The organism is Terrimonas pollutisoli (assembly GCF_029360765.1).
In the GTDB taxonomy this organism is placed as follows: Bacteria; Bacteroidota; Bacteroidia; order Chitinophagales; family Chitinophagaceae; genus Terrimonas_B; species Terrimonas_B pollutisoli.
This window is the reverse complement of record NZ_JARKNA010000001.1, coordinates 1,017,048-1,034,920: the sequence shown is the minus strand read 5'-3', so window position 1 is coordinate 1,034,920 and position 17,873 is coordinate 1,017,048. Positions and strand designations below refer to the sequence as shown.

Here is a 17,873-nt window from a genome sequence, read left to right as displayed (position 1 = left end):
CTTCCCCATTGTCATAAAATCCTTGCATAAGAATTATCCATGTATTTATAAAGATAGATGCGATCAAAGGCGGATTGAAAATCGTTCAATACCATATAATCATACTCGTGAGTAGATGATTCATGGCCGAAATTGGCGAGGAGTAAAAGCCAGTTTTCTTCACACTTTTCGGAGTATTGGGAAATCTTGTCTTCCTTTGACTTTACTACATCCCGAACCCACTGCTGATCTACCTGGTTTACCCGGAAGGCTCCGAAGGGCTGCCAGTTATCAAGATCCAGATTATTCCCAATAGAGATGGAGTCTACGAATTTATTGAACCTCCTTCCCCTTCCCACCGAAGTAAGATGGAACTCAAATTTCCTGTTGGCCAAAAACAGGGGCTCAACTATTTTCAATAACTGATCCACATACATATCGATTTCATTGGCTGAGCATCTGATCACTTCATTCGAAAAGTTTACGAGAACCTGCAATTTGTCCGGGTACTTGGACTTGAACTTTTTCCAGGCAAGATTAACCAGCTTTTCCTGAAATTGTTCCTCTTTCATTAAATCAGGCAGAATAAGCCGGGTTAATTCAATGCTTATACTTTTTGTGAGCTCACGTATGATAAAATCCGGTGTTTCTCCTTCGTCAATTGTTTTAACTCTCAGACCATGAGATTCATGCGATATGAATTTGCGGAGCATGTGAAGTTCAAATTCCTTTTTGTGCTTCCTGGTAATAACCATTTTATTCATACGTTAATTAAATAAATTCAGTTTATTTACGCAGTCCAAAGACAGGTTACAATACTGTCCTTTGTGCTGGGAAAACATTGCTCCCATAATTTTGCTCTTTCGGCTCTTTGGCAGGCATAGTCTTCAGGAAACCATTCAAGCGCATCCACCTTTGCAGGCTTTTTTTCCTCAACCTGCCTGTAATAACAGTCACCAGCTACTGTATAGGCAGGCAATTTGCTTCCTATAGTCAGCCATTTGTATGGAAAGTCTTCCGAACAACTTTTCCATTTTATAATTCCATCTTCAATAAAAATGATCATTACTGGAAAATCTCCCAAATCGCGATACCGAAGAAATGCTGCTGTCTTGGATGCCTTGAAATATTCGGCCACTCCTTCAATGAGCTGCACTTCGAGCTTTTTTTTCTTGACTTTCCTAACAAACAAATCACGGGGCATTAATAACTCTGCGGCAAATGTATTTGCTTCGTTTTCGTGGCGACCTTGCGCATACCATTCAGACAAGGTTTTATCACTATCATTAAAGAGTGAAAGCTGCCGATGCAACTGTGAATGACCGATTTCATGCGCAATAATGTAATTAATTTTAGGCTGGTAAGTGATAGCGCTATTAATTGTAATGATAGCCTCATCCTTAGTCATCAAAATCCTTCCTTGCGATCCATCCATTTCACTGTACCTGACAATTAACCCTTTGGCCCAGGCAATGTCCTCCATTGTCATATCGGAGGGATCTGACCAACCGAGTTCATTCAAAAGAGTAACGGCTGCGTGTACGGGATTACTCATCGGGATTGGATTTATCGAGCTTATCCTTCAAAGCACTAATAAGCTGCAGCAATTCCTGGTCTTCTGCAATGGACTCTTGGTCCTTTTTACTCAAGGATTCAAACTTGCTAAACAGGGGTTGTAATTGTAAAACTTCTTTTGGCGTTAATAATTTCTTTAGCTCGTCTGTCCCAATCTTTCTTAAACGGTCAATTTCCTGAAGAATGGATTGGTAAGTACTTCTCTTCAGTTCAGCCTTATTCTTTGCTATTTTAAGCTTTATTTGACGAAGATGCTTTTGTATAAAGGGATCTGCAAAGTCATCCGCCGTCGGCGCTTCATTCTCCTCACGAAAATTCATTTCCAATAGCAAACTGTAGAAATGATGTAATATTTCTGCATTTGTTTTTTGCATACGTTATCCGAGTTGAAAATGAGGAGAGCTTTTAATTTTATTGATCAGTTTCTCCCGCAGCTTGTCAATTTGTTTCGGCTGCTTTTCCATAAACACTGCGATGGCATCCCGCTTCATGCCATCTTTCACACATTCCCAAAACATTTCCAGATTTTCATCTCCTTTAACCACTTCTTCAATGATGGTAATTTTTTTACTGAACACCGCTTCCTGTACCAGTGTAGGCTCGCCCGGTGGCGGGTCCTCAGAATAAAAGAATTCATCTATGTCGTCCCCAGCCATGGCAAACTGGCCATTATGTTCCACCTTGTATTTCTCCACCTCTTTACCGATGCGATTCTCAGCAATCCGGACCATTTGCTGTCCCAGCGTCCGCCCATCCTTCCACTCCCAATAGCCATCCAATATGGCATCATAGGCAAAACTCACGTAATAGTCCACCGGTTCCATTCCCAGTCTTTCTTCGGTATGGGCGCCAAAAAGTGTTCGTTTCCGCAACCGGGTAATTACATGCCTTTTGCACATCTTTAAAGCACTAACCCAATCTGTTTCTGAAACAGATTCGAGCTTCTTCAGGTTGCGTTCTAAATGTTTTCCTCTTTCCACTATTTATTAACCGGAAAAAATTTTTTTACCCCAATGGGGAACTTTTTCCGGGATTCGGTTAATGTGCTTTATAGAAGGGATGGTTTCCTGATCAAAAGTAGCAACAAATGGATAAAAATTTACACGACACTGAAAATAAGGCATTTAAGATTCTTTCCGTGGATGGTGGTGGGATTAAGGGACTTTACTCCTCCACTATACTGGAACACCTGGAACAACGGTTTGGATCCCTGTCGGACTATTTTGACATGATATGTGGCACTTCCACCGGAGGGTTGATTGCACTCTGCCTTGCCCTGAGAATGCCAGCAAAGGATATCAGCAAGATTTATGTAGAACAGGGGGACAAGATATTTCCCAAAAGCACCCGGCTTGGAGGTATAATCCGTCAGACCCTGTGGAGGGGTAAGTATTCGGATAAGCTCCTGAAAGAAGTATTACAGGTCGTTTTTGAAAAGAAAACAATAGCCGACCTGCATAACCTGATCTGCGTTCCGTCCTATTCACTGACCGATGCCCGGCCCTGGGTATTCAAGCGGGATCATGGTAAACTGGACAGAGATAACAACACCTTACTGGTGGATGTGGCCTTGGCAACCTCTGCCGCGCCTACTTATTTCCCGCTCTGCGAGATTCCAGCTTACAACCATAAACAGTTCATTGATGGTGGTGTCTGGGCCAATAATCCCACCCTCGTCGGTGTGATTGAAGCTCTGACTTATTTCGTTGGCAAAGACAAGGAGTTTTCGTCAGTCGAAATACTTTCTGTCAGCAGCCTGAATAATACTGCTGGCAAACCAATTGGCCTGAAAAGGCAGCGTTCTTTTATCAATTGGAGAAATGACCTGTTTGACACATCGCTTATCGGCCAGAGCCACTTCACGGATTATTTTATGAACAAACTGTGCGAAATGAATGATATAAAAATCCGGTATGAAAGAATCCCATCCGAACAAATTTCCGCCGAACAGCAACATCTTGTCAGGCTGGATTGTGCCAGTAAGAAAGCTATCCAATTTATAAGTGGGAAAGGAAATGATCGTGGTCTGCTGACCAAAAAAGATCCCGCAATCGAGGCATTTTTTAAATATCAAAAACAATATAAAATTCAATAGCAATGGCAAATCTTCACAACGTATTCAGTGAATACAACAAAATTATCCGGCTCTCTGATCCGAAAAGAGGAGAGCTTATTCTTGTAAGGAACAATCTTCGTACAAGAGTTCAGAACCGGCATGAACAATTTGCAGGTATCATCAAACCTTATGACAGCCTCGAATTCCAAAGCCAGGGTTCGTTTGTCATGGACACCATTATCACGCCGGTGCATAATGACTATGACTTAGATGACGGCATCTATTTTATCGGGAGATTATCTCGTGAAAAAAGACCGGAGCCGGCCGTCTTTCATAAAATGGTCGTCGAAGCAATCGGATCAAATTATGACGACGTGGAGAAGGTGATTGATAAATCCACCTGTGTGCGGGTGTTATACAAAAGTGGATTTCATATTGACCTGCCCATCTATTATGCAGACAATAAAGAATGCCCCGACCTGGCGGACAAGGTAAAAAAATGGATACTCAGTAACCCTGTTGAATTCATTGCCTGGTTTGAAGAAAAAACACGCTCAGGATTTCAAAAAGCCTTTCTGTATGAAGCAGCAATGTATGATAAATACGAGCGGTGGCTTACGGATATCCGAAAACAAGACGTCCAGTTGCGCCGCATTGTACGCTACCTGAAAGCATGGGGCGATCTGAGAAGAGAAGAGATGCCCTGCGGCCTGATCATGACCATACTTGCTGCCAATAATTACTATGAACATGAGCGAGATGATATTGCCCTGAAAGAAACCCTGGTGTTAATACATGCTGCGTTAAAGAAATCGTTTACGTGCGAGCGGCCAACCACGCCGGTAGGCGAAGATTTACTTGCGTCCTATAAAAACAAGGATGTTTTTATGAATTACCTGGGACAATTCGTGGAAAACGCTAAGCAAACGCTGTTGGAAACTGACCCGCAAAAGGCTTGTAAATATTGGCAAAAAAGTTTGGGTGATCGGTTCCCCTGTCACTTTGCTCCATCACAACCCAGAGTATCTACTGCTTCCACATCAGCACTGGCAGCGGGCGCATACTCATCCAGACCATGGGGAATTGAATTATGAGTAAGGGATATGAGCAATTTGTTAATCAACTGGAAGTAGTTACTGCTGCATTTCCTTCTTTATCGATAGCCGTTGCAGGCGATGAAAAAATCTTAAAGGGAACTTTGCCTGTCGTGGATAAAGAAGGAAAGCATTGGGAAGATTATGGTATAGAAATTCATTGTTCGGAAAATTTCCCGAATGAGTTTCCCGTGCTTTTTGAAACCTCCGGTAAAATCCCCAAGATCGCTGACTGGCATGTTTATGAAGACACACTTTCCTGCTGTGTGAAGGTGCAGCCCGAAGAAATACTGCGCTGTAAAAAAGGGATTACGCTAACGGAATATATACGGGAAGAAGTGTTGCCCTATTTATTCAACCAAACTCATCGCCGGATGGAAGGTTATTATGTAAACGGTGAATATTCTCACGGCGCTAGAGGGATTTATGAGTTTTATTCTGATGAACTAAAGACCGGTACTGACATTCAGCTCACTTTACAGTTTATGAATTATATCGCAACACATGAGCGGCCGAGCCGGACCAGTACCTGTTTTTGCGGGCAAAAAGAGAAATTCCGCTATTGCCATCGTGATGCTTTTGATAAACTCAAAAGTATCGGCGATGATATAATAATGAGCCATGCTTATAACATAGCGAAAGCAGCCAAACTGATTTAATTTTTAACATTGCCAGAATTATATTTCTGGTTTTACCTAAAAGATTGGGGAAATACTCCTCATTCAATAAAATCAGAAATATATTTCCTGTTTTACCTCCATTTAGGAATTTTTCTCTTATTTTTGCTGAAATCAGAAATATATTTCCGATGGCTATCGATGAAATGGGAAAAGCATTGAAATTTAGGAGAGAATTCCTGAATCTCCGGCAAGAAGATCTGGCGGAAATGAGCGGGATCACAAGCCGGACCATTCATCTCATTGAAAGCGGAACCGGCAACCCTTCTGTGGAAACGCTGGAGAAGCTGGCGACGGTGTTAGGGATGGAATTGGTGCTTCAAGTCAAAAAACCTAATTGATGGCAAAGGCGGAGGTCTATAACAACGGAATTCTTGCTGGCTACCTGGAAAAAAGGGCGCCGGATGACTACCGCTTCACCTACGCTAAAAGCTATCTCGCCGATCCGACCTTGCCCTCTATCAGCCTGACCCTTCCCCGGACCAAGGCGGAACACGGAAGCCCTGTTCTCTTTTCCTTTTTTACGGGACTGCTGGCTGAAGGGATCAATAAAGACATCCAGTGCCGCCTTTTGAAAATTGACGAAGAAGATGATTTTACCCGACTGCTGAAAACGGCAGGAGACGATACTATCGGCGCTATTACTGTAAAAGAAATAACGGAATGACCATGTGCCCCGGATGCTACAGACCCGATATCGAAGGCTATTGCCTGAATTGCCGCAAACAACTGTTTGACGGCGCTAAGGTTTCGCATGTCCTGCCTTTTGATACCCCGAAAGCGGATAACCTCCCGCTCTACCAGGAAAAAACCAAACGGCTTTCCATTTCGGGAGTACAGCTCAAATACTCTCTCCGGCTGGAAGGGAAGGAACTGAAGCTGGTTGAGAAAGGCGGTCAATATATCTTAAAGCCTATCCCTCCCACCGTACTGATCGTGGAACCAGGCCAAGCTCCGGAAAACGAGCACCTGACGATGCAGATTGCTTCGCAGGTGTTTGGCATCAAAACCGCGGCCAATGCGCTCATTTATTTCAAAGACGGTACGCCTGCTTATATCACCCGCCGCTTTGATGTGAAGCCGGATGGAAACAAGTATTTGCAGGAAGATATGGCGCAGATCAGTGGTCGCAGCCGGCAAAGCCGCGGTGAAAACTTCAAATACGAAGGAACTTACGAGGAAATCGGTCAACTTATCCGGCAGCATGTGGCTGCTTACCCTCCTGCACTGGAGAATTATTTCAGACTAGTTTTGTTCAATTATCTCTTCTCCAACGGCGACGCACACTTGAAAAATTTTTCACTGATTCAAACGGATATGGGTGATTATACCTTAACCCCTGCCTACGACCTAATGTGTACCGTACTGCATACACCTAATGAAACAGATACGGCTCTTGATATGTATAAGGGAGATATAGACAGTAATTTTTATAACGAATATGGTTTCTTTGGACAGCCTAACTTTCGCGAACTGGCTGAAAAACTCAGCATCCAGCCAATACGAACCGGGCGAATCTTAACGCAGCTTCTAACCCACAGGGGCGAAGTGACGGATATGATCCAACAGTCATTTTTAAGTGAGGAGGTGAAAGTAAAGTATTTAAATGCACATCAGGATAAACTACGACGGATGGGAATGACGAAAGACATGATCGCTTCGGCGATCAATCCTGAATATCCGGGTGTATATGCACCTACAAATGCGCCGACAAAACTTACCTTCCGGGATGGCAGTGCAAAAGTGGGATATTTTCAACATAACCCAGATATGGATAAATTGGAAGCGGAAAACAAATATACCTTTATCGAATTCAAGAATAGGCATGAAAACGACCCCTTTACTATTATTGAAGGAGACCAAATGGTGAACCTGGAATATCCATCTGTTTAAGATGAAAAAATGGTTTCAAAAGAAAATTACAAGAAAACTAGACATATGTAACTCTGGCCAAGGATTATAGGGATGTTGGATTGCTTTTGAACTGGAAAAGTGCCAAATTGACTATTCAGGATCTGGAGCAAATGTACTATGCCGAAGAATTTCAGATCAAAAATTATTTCGAATGAACATGAAAATTCGTGAAATAACAAAAAGGCAATTTGATGCCTACTGCTATGTCAGAGCACCTTTATTGAGGTATATGGCAACGGAAATTGCGTGGTTTGAGGCATTTGATAAAAAATTAATGGCAACTGTAACAAGGGATCATAGTGATGAAGACTACGGATTTGTAATACTTGGCAGGGACAAACAGAAAGTATTTCGTGCTATCGACTTTTGCAGAAAATTTTATACGACTCCAGAGGAGGCGATTTCTTACTTGAAAATAGCACTAATCCCCTACGAAAATGATGGCAAAGAAATTTACGAACAAGGAGATGAAAAAGCCTTACCAAATGAGATACTGATTCCCCAAGTTCCAGCAGAAAAACTTCATGCCTACTTTAAAATAATGATCGAACAGCAAGGGTATGAAGCTGCCCGAAATCTGATTAAGGAAATAGTGTATAGCTATGTCGACGTGGATGGCAACTATATCAAGGATTTTCAAACTACAGGTTTTGATGCCAGACTGTGGGAGTTATACCTGCATGTGTATCTACACACGGCTGGATTTAAGATCGATAACAGTTACCAAGCACCGGATTATTTCATTTCGTATTTTGGAGATCAACTGGCGATCGAAGCAGTGACAGTAAATCGTAGTAGTACATTTGACGAACCAGCACCAAAGGGTGCATTGGAAGTGCTCAAGCTCAATAGGGACTACATGCCTATTAAATTTGGAAGTGCGCTCTATACTAAACTGCAAAAGAAATATTGGGTAAAGGACCATATTAAAGGAAAGCCTTTCATTCTGGCTATCCATGATTTCCATATGCCCGCTACAATGGATAGCTTAGGCTCAATGACATGGTCAAGAGATGCATTGGCTGACTATCTATACGGCTATAGAATGAAAATTACTATTAACGACGATGGTGATATAGTTAGACATATTCACGACAATGGCCATGGTGTAGAGCCAGTGATGGAAAAAATTGAAAGTCATACCTGGAAGAGCAAAACTATACCCTCGAATTTTTTTGGCCTGCCTGATGCAGAAAATATAAGCGCCGTATTATTCACAAATAACGCAACTCTGACCACATTTAATCGCATGGGTAAACTGGCAGGCTTAGGAAACAAGGATATTAAAATGTTGAGAATAGTCAGCATGTATGATCCGGACCCTTATGCTACCGAACCAATCCGAAAGGTTTTTGATTTAGATGATCCTGACTATGAAGAAGCATGGGCTGACGGATTGATTATGTATCACAATCCGGATGCAAAGTTTCCGGTTGAACCAGCATTATTCAGCGATATATCGCATATGTTCTTCGACAAAAAGGATAAAGTATTACACGGAAGAATGCAACCGTATGATGTATTTTCGTCAATGACGCAAGTGTTGATCCCGAAAGCCAATATACATGCTTAGTTAATTCGCCAGCGATATTTAATCAGAAAAAATTAACCGGCTGTTCGTCTCATACAACCTCTTTATTAGATCAGTATAGCCATTCCTATCGCATATCTTTAGAAATTCCAGAAAATTATCATGAGAAAGATTTTTCCATAGTAATTGTTTTTTCGTCTTCACAGGAAGTTTGGAATAATGAATTGCCCAAAGAAACGCGGCCGAATCCTGTAATCGAAATCCTTGATCAATATTAAGAATTAAGCCTGCCAGCTCTACTTCCCTATCCTTTAACTCATGGTTGGAATAAACTTGTTTAGCCCATTCAGAAATAATAGTATTTTTCTGCGGATACCGTAACAAACGATTCTGAATATGTACTGATCGCTTATAGTTATCTATTAACCAGAATAGCTGTTCTTTGGTCAGCATAATATCTCGCAGAGAAACACTCAGTTTCCAGGCAATTTCATCGTTTACGGTCCAAAGGAGACTTCTGAATAACTCAAATAATTTTTCGGCAATTATTTTATCAACGACTTCAGGGTGGGACTGGCTTCGTATGAGCCTTATCATCGTAATTTTCTGAAATCTCTTGTTGAGTCGGATCTTATCCAATGTTATATCTAACAAAGCATTCAAGATTCTTTTTTGCGGGGTCGCTGATTTGATAAATTCTTTATACATAACTACAAACTGGTACTCCTTCAAAATTTCATCGGGAATATCTATAGAAAAGTGTTTTAAATAAACCCCTCTTACAATGTCAAATTCCGGTTCAGATAGCCGCATAGCTTAAACATACAAAAAGATCCAGAAATTTCGAGTCTTTATCCTGTGCGCAGAACCTTATTGATGCTGACAGTTTTCACCGGCATTACCTCGTTAGATTCACTAAGGCAAACTCCGATTGAAGGAGTTATCAATATTGAGTTTGGAATTTCTGGTATAAAGCTATCGTATCATCGCTAATCTTCTTATCCGTTACCTGTGCATAAATCTGTGTGGTTTTTATACTTCTATGCCCCAGCATTTTACTTACCGAATCAATGGGTACCCCATTGTCAAGTGTCACAGTTGTAGCAAAAGTGTGCCTGGCCATATGAAATGTAATCTTCGTAGCTATTCCGCATACATCGGCCAGCTCCTTTAAATATGCGTTTACTTTTTGGTTAGAGGGTACGGGAAGTAATTTTTTACCGCCGCTTTTCCGACAATACCATTCATACTTATCCAATATCTTTTGAACGGGAGGTAGTACCGGTACCCTTTCTGAAATATCTGTTTTTTGCCGGTTCTTGATTAGCCATTTCTTACCATCTATGCCGGTTTTAATATGACTTGTGGTCAGATAGGCGACATCCACATAAGCAAAGCCACTGTAACAACTGAACAGAAACAGATCACGAACCAGTGCCAGGCGTGGGATGGTAATTTCCTTTTCTTCCAGAACTTTCAATTCTTCAACGGATAAATGAGGAACTTTCGGATCAACATGTTTAACTTTAAATCGATAAAATGGATCTTTGTCCAACCAATCCTTGTCAACACAGTCACGAATTATCTTTTTCAGGTTTTTGATCATTTTCCCCGACGAATTTATAGAAAGTCCTTTTTCTGCTTGTAAATAATATTCAAAGTTGCTGGCAAATTCAATCCTGAGATCGATTAGCAAGACATCGCAGCCATTCTTGCGCCAATGCAGGTAATCAAGCAGGTGCTTTTCAGTAGACTTATATTTAACCAGGGTAGATTTACGGTACACTCCTTTAGCGACTAATTTTTCCAGGTCCATTATACTTGACCTGAATACGCCCAGTAAGGTTCGTTTATTACGGTCTTGGCCGAACCACTTTTCCCTAAGACTGTCAACAGTAAAATCTCTGTTCTCCAAAAGGATACGTTCCCTGTACTCATAAACTTTCCTTTTGATTTCATCAAGGGCCATATTTGTTTCCACTGCAGATTCAAACCGGCTAATTACCCTGCCTGCCGAAGAAGACCATTCAAACGGCTCAACATGGCGGTGAGTGGCTACCTCAAAACGTTTTCCTGCTATGGTTACCCGTAAATAAATAGGGAGCAATTGATGCCTGGTAGTCCTTGATTTCTTTCCGATAAATAGGATAGTCATTTTTGGCTCCATAATTTGCCTCCTTATGTGCATTTAAAAAGTGAAGAATTGGCAAAGAGTTTAGCAAACCAAAATTACCAAAACCTTTATCAGGCATAGGTTTCGTTGAATCAAGGATACCAAAATCGAAATTATTTTTTGCCCCCTTACATGCACCCTCATGTATCTAATGTGAAGGAAGAAATCAGGCGATTGAAAAAATGGGAAACAATTGGCTTACTGATGATTAGCTAAATGGAAGAAAAAGCGACTAAAAAAATTGCGGACCCGGAAAATGAACCTAAAATGCTGAAACCCGCTCTGGGAGCGTGTTTCAGCGAATTCAATCTGCGGACCGGACGGGACTCGAACCCGCGACCTCCGCCGTGACAGGGCGGCATTCTAACCAACTGAACTACCGATCCGTTCCTCAATAATATCTTGCGATATCATTTTTTGGGATGGCAAAGATAGGGGATTTGATATCTCTAAAACAAAAGTTTTTCTAAAATTTTCCCCGAGCATTTATTCAATTAGCTACTGAAAGTCAGGTTGCTGTATCGCTTCATTATCTTTGACGCTCAAAACAATTACAAATGCTAAAAATAGGCGTATTGGGCGTGGGGCATCTTGGAAAATTTCACCTGAACAACTGGAAGGAAATACCCGGAGTTGAGCTGGTTGGCTTTTATGATCCTAACGACGATACCGCAAAGGAAGTATCTGAAAAATACCAGCTTCCTCGCTTCCTGGCTCCCGATACGCTGATCGATGCCTGTGACGCCATTGATGTAGTGGCACCCACGAATTATCATTTTGAACTCTGTGAAAGGGCCATCAAAAAAAGCAAACATGTGTTTGTAGAGAAACCGTTGGCCAATACGATGGAAGAAGCCCGGCTGCTTGTAAAGCTAGCCCAGGAATCCGGTGTTAAGTTCCAGGTGGGACACGTGGAGAGGTTTAACCCCGCCTTTCTTGCCCTGAAAGATATGCAGCTAAGCCCGATGTTTATTGAAGTGCACCGGCTGGCACAATTCAATCCCCGTGGCACAGAAGTGAGTGTGATACTCGACCTGATGATCCACGATATCGATATTATCCTGAGCATTGTAAAGAGTGATGTAAAAAACATTTCGGCAAGCGGCGTAGGAGTGATGACAGAAACCCCCGACATAGCAAATGTCAGGATAGAGTTTCACAACGGCTGTGTCGCCAACCTGACCAGTAGCCGCATCTCCATGAAAAAAATGAGAAAAATGCGCATCTTTCAAAAAGATGCCTATATCGGTGTTGACTTTTTAAACAAAAAAACAGAGATCATTAAATTAAAAGAACCGCAGGATTCCAATGTCTTTGCTTTTGATATTGAAACGCCAACCGGTAAAAAAACAATTGCTGTAGCCAACCCGGCTGTGCCTGAAGTCAACGCTATTAAAAAAGAACTGGAAGAGTTTGTAAATGCCATTATTCACAATACGAAAACCATTGTGTCAGAAATGGATGGCCTGATGGCGATGGATGTAGCACACAAAATACTCAACAAGATCGGGCATAATGTTATTACACACGGATGAGTTCGGGAAAAAAAATATCAGTTGGCTGGTATATAGCGATCGATTATTTCATGGCTGCTATAGCATGGCTCTTTCTTTACCTGGTAAGGAGTAACATGCTTAGTGACAGGGCAGCCTTTCCGATCAGCAAAACTTCGTGGCTTTATATCTTATTGATCGTGCCTGTTGGATGGCTTATCATTTATACGCTGGCAGGTACCTATACATCCCTGTATAAAAAATCGAGATTGGAGGAATTTAATCTTACCATTATCTGCACATTACTGGGAAGCATTCTTTTTTTCTCTGTATTTGTATTAAGTGATCCCAATATCAACAGCACATACAATTATGTAGCGTTTGCCTTGCTTTTTGGAATTCATTTTATGTTAACGTTCCTGGGCAGATGGTTTTTGCTCAATATCGTAAAAGACCAATTGCTGACGGGAAAAGTTTTTTTCAATACCCTGATGATTGGAAGCAGGGACAATGCTTTAAAAATTTTTTCAGAAACAGAAAGAAAACTGCGTGATGGAGGCTACAGGTATATTGGCTTTATAAATCCGCAGAATAATAATCAAAATAGTATTGATGGCGTTTTGCCTAAATTGGGTTCTATCAATGAGCTCGAAGATATTATCGATCAGCACAACATTAGCCAGGTAGTATTAGCCATTGAAAAATCCGATCATGTTTTATTGGAAAATACCATCAACCGGCTGAGCGAAAAAGATGTAGAAATAAAAATTCTACCCGGCGTATTGGATATTCTTTCCGGCTCTGTAAAAACGATCAATGTACTCGGAGCTCCGCTAATAGACCTGAAAACAAACCTGATGCCCGAATGGCAGCAGCACATAAAACGATTGATCGATGTAGTGGCAGCGGGATCCGGGCTGCTGTTATTATCACCGTTAATGCTTTATGTGATACTGAGAATTTTATTCACCTCTAAAGGTCCGATATTTTATAGCCAGCAACGAGTCGGTTATAAAGGAAAAGAGTTCCGCCTGTACAAGTTCAGGTCCATGATAGCCGATGCTGAAAAAAATGGCCCTGCACTTTCTTCTGACAATGATCCCCGCATAACGCCCTGGGGCAAAGTGATGCGGAAATGGCGATTGGATGAGCTTCCACAATTATGGAATATTTTATTGGGAGACATGAGCCTGGTAGGACCAAGACCTGAGCGCCGCTTTTATATTGACCAGGTCGTCAAACAATTTCCGTATTACAAATATTTATTGAAAGTAAAACCTGGCCTTACCAGTTGGGGAATGGTACAATTTGGCTATGCGGAGAATGTAGAAGAAATGATTGAAAGAAGCAAGTTTGATCTGCTGTATATAGAAAATATATCCCTGGCCCTCGATTTTAAAATCATGATACATACCGTACGGATTATCCTGAAAGGAAAAGGTAAATAAAGTACGAGGCAGGAAGTATGAAGCCAGCTGTCAGGAACATAGTTTGCGATTGCAGATTTTAGATTCTATTTTTGAAAAAACAATCCTTGGTGAAAAAACTTCTCGCTGCTTTAGTTCTCCTTACCTGTCAATCCTTCGTCTTCCGCTCAGGATCAACTGTCAACTGCCAACCAAACTACTGGCAACAACAGGTCAACTACCAGATCAATGTTTCACTCAATGATAAAGCACATTCTTTAACCGGCTTTGAAAAAATTGAATATATCAACAATTCACCCGACACACTTAATTATATCTGGTTTCATATCTGGCCCAACGCTTATAAAACAGATAAGACAGCCTTCAGCGATCAACTCTTACAAAACGGCAATACCAAATTTTACTTTTCCAATAAGGAGCAAAGAGGTTATATCAACCGGCTGGATTTTAAAGTAGATAATATTACCGCAGAAACAGAAGATCATCCGCAACATATTGACATCATAAAATTAAATCTCCCCTCTCCTCTTTCACCGGGACAAAAAATAACGATCACCACCCCCTTTCATGTACAACTTCCTTATAATTTTTCAAGAGGCGGGCATGATGGAGACAGCTACCAGGTGACACAATGGTATCCCAAACCGGCGGTATATGATAAAGATGGATGGCACCCAATGCCCTACCTGGACCAGGGAGAGTTTTACAGCGAATTTGGCAACTACGATGTAAGCATCACGTTGCCGGAAAATTATGTTGTCGCCGCTACGGGTCAATTACAAAACGAAGAAGAGAAAGAATGGCTGAAAAACAGATCATCTTTTAGCTGGCAACCGTTGCGAAAAAAAATAAAAAGAGGTGGTACATATAAAACAATCATACAAAAATTTCCAGTTTCATCCGCAGAACTAAAAACGCTTAGGTTTAAACAGGAAAATGTACACGACTTTGCATGGTTTGCAGATAAACGTTTTATTGTAAAGCATGACACCTGTATTTTACAATCAGGCAAAATAATAGACGTCTACAGCTACTACACTACCGGGCAGGAAAAATATTGGGCCAATAGTGTTGGCTTTGCGAAGAACGCTTTACAAACAAGAAGTGAATGGATCGGCAGTTATCCCTATTCAGTAGTCAGTGTTGTCCAGGGACCTGAAAGCTTTGGCGGCGGGATGGAGTATCCAACCATTACAGTCATTTCTCCAACACCGGATGAAAAAATATTAGACTATACTATTGCCCACGAAATAGGCCACAATTGGTTTTATGGCGCTTTGGGAAGCAATGAGCGAAAATATCCATGGCTTGATGAAGGTTTAAATTCCTTTTACGATAATCGCTATAGCGAATGGAAATATGGCAACAAGGGTGAGATAAATGTTGGCAAATCTGGTGCAAGTATAAAAAGTACGGAGCGGATTTTATTTGAGACAAAAGCAGCTGTAAAAAAAGATCAGCCTATTAACACGAACAGCGAAGATTTTAATCATGTCAATTATGGATTAGTTGCTTATTATAAAACCGGCGCCTGGTTGGAATGGATGGAAAAGAAACTAGGTAAGACTGCATTTGACAAGGCGATGCAGGAATATTATGCAAAATGGCAAAATAAACATCCGCAGCCTGCTGATTTTAAAAAAACCTTTGAAGAAAGCAGCAAGCAAAACCTGGATACCTTTTTTATTTTACTGGATAAAAAAGGTACACTGCCTTCCCAATTACGGGCAGGTGCAAAACCGATTTTCGTAGCCAGCCCTAAATCATTTGCTGATTATATTAATCACCCGTCTAAAAATATAATTGGCTTCGGTCCCCTCCCTGGTTTTAATAGCTATGACAAACTAATGATTGGCGCCTTTGTAACCAATTATAAACTTCCGCCTTCACGCCTTCAGTTTTTTCTTTCGCCCATGTTTGCGACCGGCTCTAAGACTTTAACAGGAACAGGACTTGTTAATTATTCTTTTTATCCAACTGGTGTTTTTGAGAAAATAAACCTTGGTATTAGCGGATCAACATTTAGTATCAACCGGTTTACCGATTCAGCGGGAAATAAAACATTTTCTTCTTTTTATAAAATCGTTCCTTCTATAAAATTTGTGCTGAAACAAGCAGATCCGCGAAGCGATCTTACCCGTTTTTTCCAGTTTAAAACTTTTCTTATTAATGAGCAATCGTTGAACTTTTATCGTGATACAATGATAAGCCCATCAAATGATACCTCCATTCGAACAAAGATCAGGAAGGTAAATGAGAACTGGACATTAAACCAGCTTCGTTTTGTTGTAGAAAATAACCGGGCCTTATACCCATATAGCGGCGAACTGAAAATAGAACAGGGAAAGAATTTTGTAAGAACCGCCTTTACTGGTAACTATTTTTTCAACTATGCAAAGGAAGGTGGTCTTGAGACCCGGTTGTTTGCCGGAAAGTTTTTCTATACGTCTCCAAAAACATTTACCAAACAATTTGAAACCGACAGTTACCATTTAAACATGACCGGACCAAATGGCTATGAAGATTATACCTACAGCGATTATTTTGTCGGCCGTAATGAATTTGAAGGGATCGCCAGCCAACAGATCATGATACGGGACGGAGCCTTCAAAGTGAGAACAGATTTATTGGCCGATAAAATTGGAAGGACAGATGATTGGCTGATGGCCCTTAATTTGGTTACCTCCATTCCACCCAATATTAACCCGCTTAGTGTGCTGCCAATAAAAATTCCGCTAAAGCTATTTGTTGACATAGGTACGCACAGCGATGCCTGGAAGAAAAATTCAACGGAAGATCGATTTCTTTTTGACGCCGGTATCCAACTGCCTCTTTTTAAGGGGTTGATCAATGTATACGCTCCGCTTGTTTACAGCAAAGTTTATAAAGACTACATCAAATCAACACTGGACAAGAAAAACCGTTTTCTGAAAACAATTTCTTTTTCCATCAACGTTTCCGGTTTCAGCCTGAAAAAATTAAATCGCAATTTTATTCTTTGATGGATAACGATCTTTCAATACAATATATCCAACGGGATAAAATTGATATCGAAAAGTGGGACCGTTGCATTAGCCATTCGCCCAATGGATTAATATATGCCTATGCTTATTACCTCGATCACATGACAAAACATTGGTCGGCTTTAGTTTTAAACGACTATGAGGTGGTAATGCCATTGACCTGGAATCGTAAGTTTGGTATTAGCTATTTGTATCAGCCTTTTATTACGGCACAATTGGGCATTTTTGGTCCAACTATTTCTGTCCAATTAGTCGAAGCTTTTCTGAATGCCATTCCTAAATCATTTCTTTTTTGGGATATTTATCTCAACCACCAGAATGTTTTTCCGTTACAAAATTTCCCGCTTTACCAGCGAAAGAACTATGTATTAGATCTTGCTAAAACTTACCAGGAACTGTATAGAAACTATCGGGAAAATATTCAACGCAACATTAAAAAAGCCGAACAGTTGGGTTGTAAAGTCGTAAAAGGTTTTGATGTGAAGCAGGTAGTTGCCCTGGCAAAAGAGCAAATGAGAACTTACTCAAAAGAATCGGCAGACAATATAGAACGTTTTTCCGGATTGTATGATTACCTGGAAAAAAGAGGCCAGGCTACAACTTATGGTGTTCACTCCAACAATAATGAATTGATCGCATCTGCCGTCTTCTTTTTTTCGCATGACCGGGCTTATTATATACTAGTAGGTAATCATCCCAATGGTCGAACGATAGGCGCTTCTCACATGCTGATCGATGCATTTATAAAAGATCATGCGGAAAAAAAAATGATGCTGGATTTCGAAGGATCTGACATCAGAAACCTGGCCTTTTTCTATAGCAGCTTCGGCGCCGTTGAAGAAAATTATGCTACAATAAAATTGAACAAGCTTCCTTTTTTTCTAAAATGGCTGAAGAAATGAGGTCAAAGAGGAGATAAGAAGTCTGAAGT

At 40.9% G+C, this 17,873-nt stretch carries 17 protein-coding genes and 1 tRNA gene; 11 read left to right on the top strand and 7 right to left on the bottom strand.

Annotated features, from left to right (window positions below; translation table 11 throughout):
* Positions 1–11: 11 nt before the first annotated feature.
* Genes P2W73_RS03985 through P2W73_RS03970 form a run of 4 tightly spaced genes read right to left on the bottom strand, consistent with a single transcriptional unit; the run spans position 12 to position 2,534 of the window.
* Positions 12–743 (bottom strand): hypothetical protein, encoded by a 732-nt coding sequence (locus P2W73_RS03985; protein WP_276500691.1) that lies wholly within the window; start codon positions 741–743, stop codon positions 12–14.
* Positions 744–769: 26 nt separating this feature from the next.
* Entirely contained in the window at positions 770–1,534 is a 765-nt protein-coding gene (locus P2W73_RS03980) for an ImmA/IrrE family metallo-endopeptidase (RefSeq protein WP_276500690.1), read from the bottom strand.
* Positions 1,527–1,928 (bottom strand): hypothetical protein, encoded by a 402-nt coding sequence (locus P2W73_RS03975; RefSeq protein ID WP_276500689.1) that lies wholly within the window; start codon positions 1,926–1,928, stop codon positions 1,527–1,529. Before P2W73_RS03975 ends, P2W73_RS03980 begins: the two co-directional genes overlap by 8 nt.
* A gap of 3 nt (positions 1,929–1,931) precedes the next feature.
* Complete coding sequence (locus P2W73_RS03970) at positions 1,932–2,534, bottom strand: hypothetical protein (protein ID WP_276500688.1); 603 nt, start codon at positions 2,532–2,534, stop codon at positions 1,932–1,934.
* Positions 2,535–2,641: 107 nt separating this feature from the next.
* Between P2W73_RS03970 and P2W73_RS03965 the strand changes: the two genes are divergently transcribed.
* The 7 genes from P2W73_RS03965 to P2W73_RS03935 all read left to right on the top strand — a co-directional run bounded on the left by P2W73_RS03965 (position 2,642) and on the right by P2W73_RS03935 (position 8,868).
* Positions 2,642–3,649 (top strand): CBASS cGAMP-activated phospholipase, encoded by a 1,008-nt coding sequence (locus tag P2W73_RS03965; RefSeq protein ID WP_276500687.1) that lies wholly within the window; start codon positions 2,642–2,644, stop codon positions 3,647–3,649.
* A gap of 2 nt (positions 3,650–3,651) precedes the next feature.
* Positions 3,652–4,704, top strand: a complete 1,053-nt coding sequence (locus P2W73_RS03960; RefSeq protein WP_276500686.1) for a cyclic GMP-AMP synthase DncV-like nucleotidyltransferase — start codon at positions 3,652–3,654, stop codon at positions 4,702–4,704.
* A complete protein-coding gene (locus tag P2W73_RS03955; protein ID WP_276500685.1) occupies positions 4,701–5,363 on the top strand; it encodes a hypothetical protein in 663 nt (220 codons plus the stop codon). The genes P2W73_RS03960 and P2W73_RS03955 overlap by 4 nt, the downstream gene beginning before the upstream one ends.
* A 149-nt stretch (positions 5,364–5,512) precedes the next feature.
* The gene (locus tag P2W73_RS03950) at positions 5,513–5,722 is read left to right on the top strand and encodes a helix-turn-helix transcriptional regulator (RefSeq protein WP_276500684.1); all 210 of its coding nucleotides are present in this window, start codon (positions 5,513–5,515) and stop codon (positions 5,720–5,722) included.
* A complete protein-coding gene (locus tag P2W73_RS03945; protein WP_276500683.1) occupies positions 5,722–6,048 on the top strand; it encodes a HipA N-terminal domain-containing protein in 327 nt (108 codons plus the stop codon). Before P2W73_RS03950 ends, P2W73_RS03945 begins: the two co-directional genes overlap by 1 nt.
* Positions 6,045–7,274, top strand: coding sequence for a HipA domain-containing protein (locus P2W73_RS03940; protein ID WP_276500682.1), 1,230 nt, complete (start codon positions 6,045–6,047; stop codon positions 7,272–7,274). The genes P2W73_RS03945 and P2W73_RS03940 overlap by 4 nt, the downstream gene beginning before the upstream one ends.
* A 172-nt stretch (positions 7,275–7,446) precedes the next feature.
* Positions 7,447–8,868 carry a hypothetical protein gene (locus tag P2W73_RS03935; RefSeq protein WP_276500681.1) on the top strand — a complete coding sequence of 474 codons (1,422 nt, stop codon included), beginning with the start codon at positions 7,447–7,449 and terminating at the stop codon, positions 8,866–8,868.
* Between the two features lie 18 nt (positions 8,869–8,886).
* On the opposite strand, the gene P2W73_RS03930 is transcribed toward P2W73_RS03935, so the two are convergent.
* The 3 genes from P2W73_RS03930 to P2W73_RS03920 form a co-directional block, all read right to left on the bottom strand.
* On the bottom strand, positions 8,887–9,639 hold the full coding sequence (locus P2W73_RS03930; protein ID WP_276500680.1) for a hypothetical protein: 753 nt from the start codon (positions 9,637–9,639) through the stop codon (positions 8,887–8,889).
* Positions 9,640–9,769: 130 nt separating this feature from the next.
* Complete coding sequence (locus tag P2W73_RS03925; protein WP_276500679.1) at positions 9,770–10,993, bottom strand: site-specific integrase; 1,224 nt, start codon at positions 10,991–10,993, stop codon at positions 9,770–9,772.
* A gap of 318 nt (positions 10,994–11,311) precedes the next feature.
* Positions 11,312–11,385: transfer RNA gene (locus tag P2W73_RS03920), tRNA-Asp, on the bottom strand.
* Between the two features lie 171 nt (positions 11,386–11,556).
* On the opposite strand from P2W73_RS03920, the gene P2W73_RS03915 reads away from it, so the two are divergent.
* The 4 genes from P2W73_RS03915 to P2W73_RS03900 all read left to right on the top strand — a co-directional run bounded on the left by P2W73_RS03915 (position 11,557) and on the right by P2W73_RS03900 (position 17,844).
* Positions 11,557–12,534: a Gfo/Idh/MocA family oxidoreductase gene (locus tag P2W73_RS03915; RefSeq protein WP_276500678.1), complete on the top strand. Its 978-nt coding sequence runs from the start codon at positions 11,557–11,559 to the stop codon at positions 12,532–12,534.
* A complete protein-coding gene (locus P2W73_RS03910) occupies positions 12,531–13,940 on the top strand; it encodes a sugar transferase (protein ID WP_276500677.1) in 1,410 nt (469 codons plus the stop codon). Before P2W73_RS03915 ends, P2W73_RS03910 begins: the two co-directional genes overlap by 4 nt.
* Before the next feature lie 89 nt (positions 13,941–14,029).
* Complete coding sequence (locus P2W73_RS03905) at positions 14,030–16,921, top strand: M1 family metallopeptidase (RefSeq protein ID WP_276500676.1); 2,892 nt, start codon at positions 14,030–14,032, stop codon at positions 16,919–16,921.
* Positions 16,921–17,844, top strand: coding sequence for a GNAT family N-acetyltransferase (locus P2W73_RS03900; RefSeq protein ID WP_276500675.1), 924 nt, complete (start codon positions 16,921–16,923; stop codon positions 17,842–17,844). Before P2W73_RS03905 ends, P2W73_RS03900 begins: the two co-directional genes overlap by 1 nt.
* The last annotated feature ends 29 nt before the right edge of the window (positions 17,845–17,873 follow it).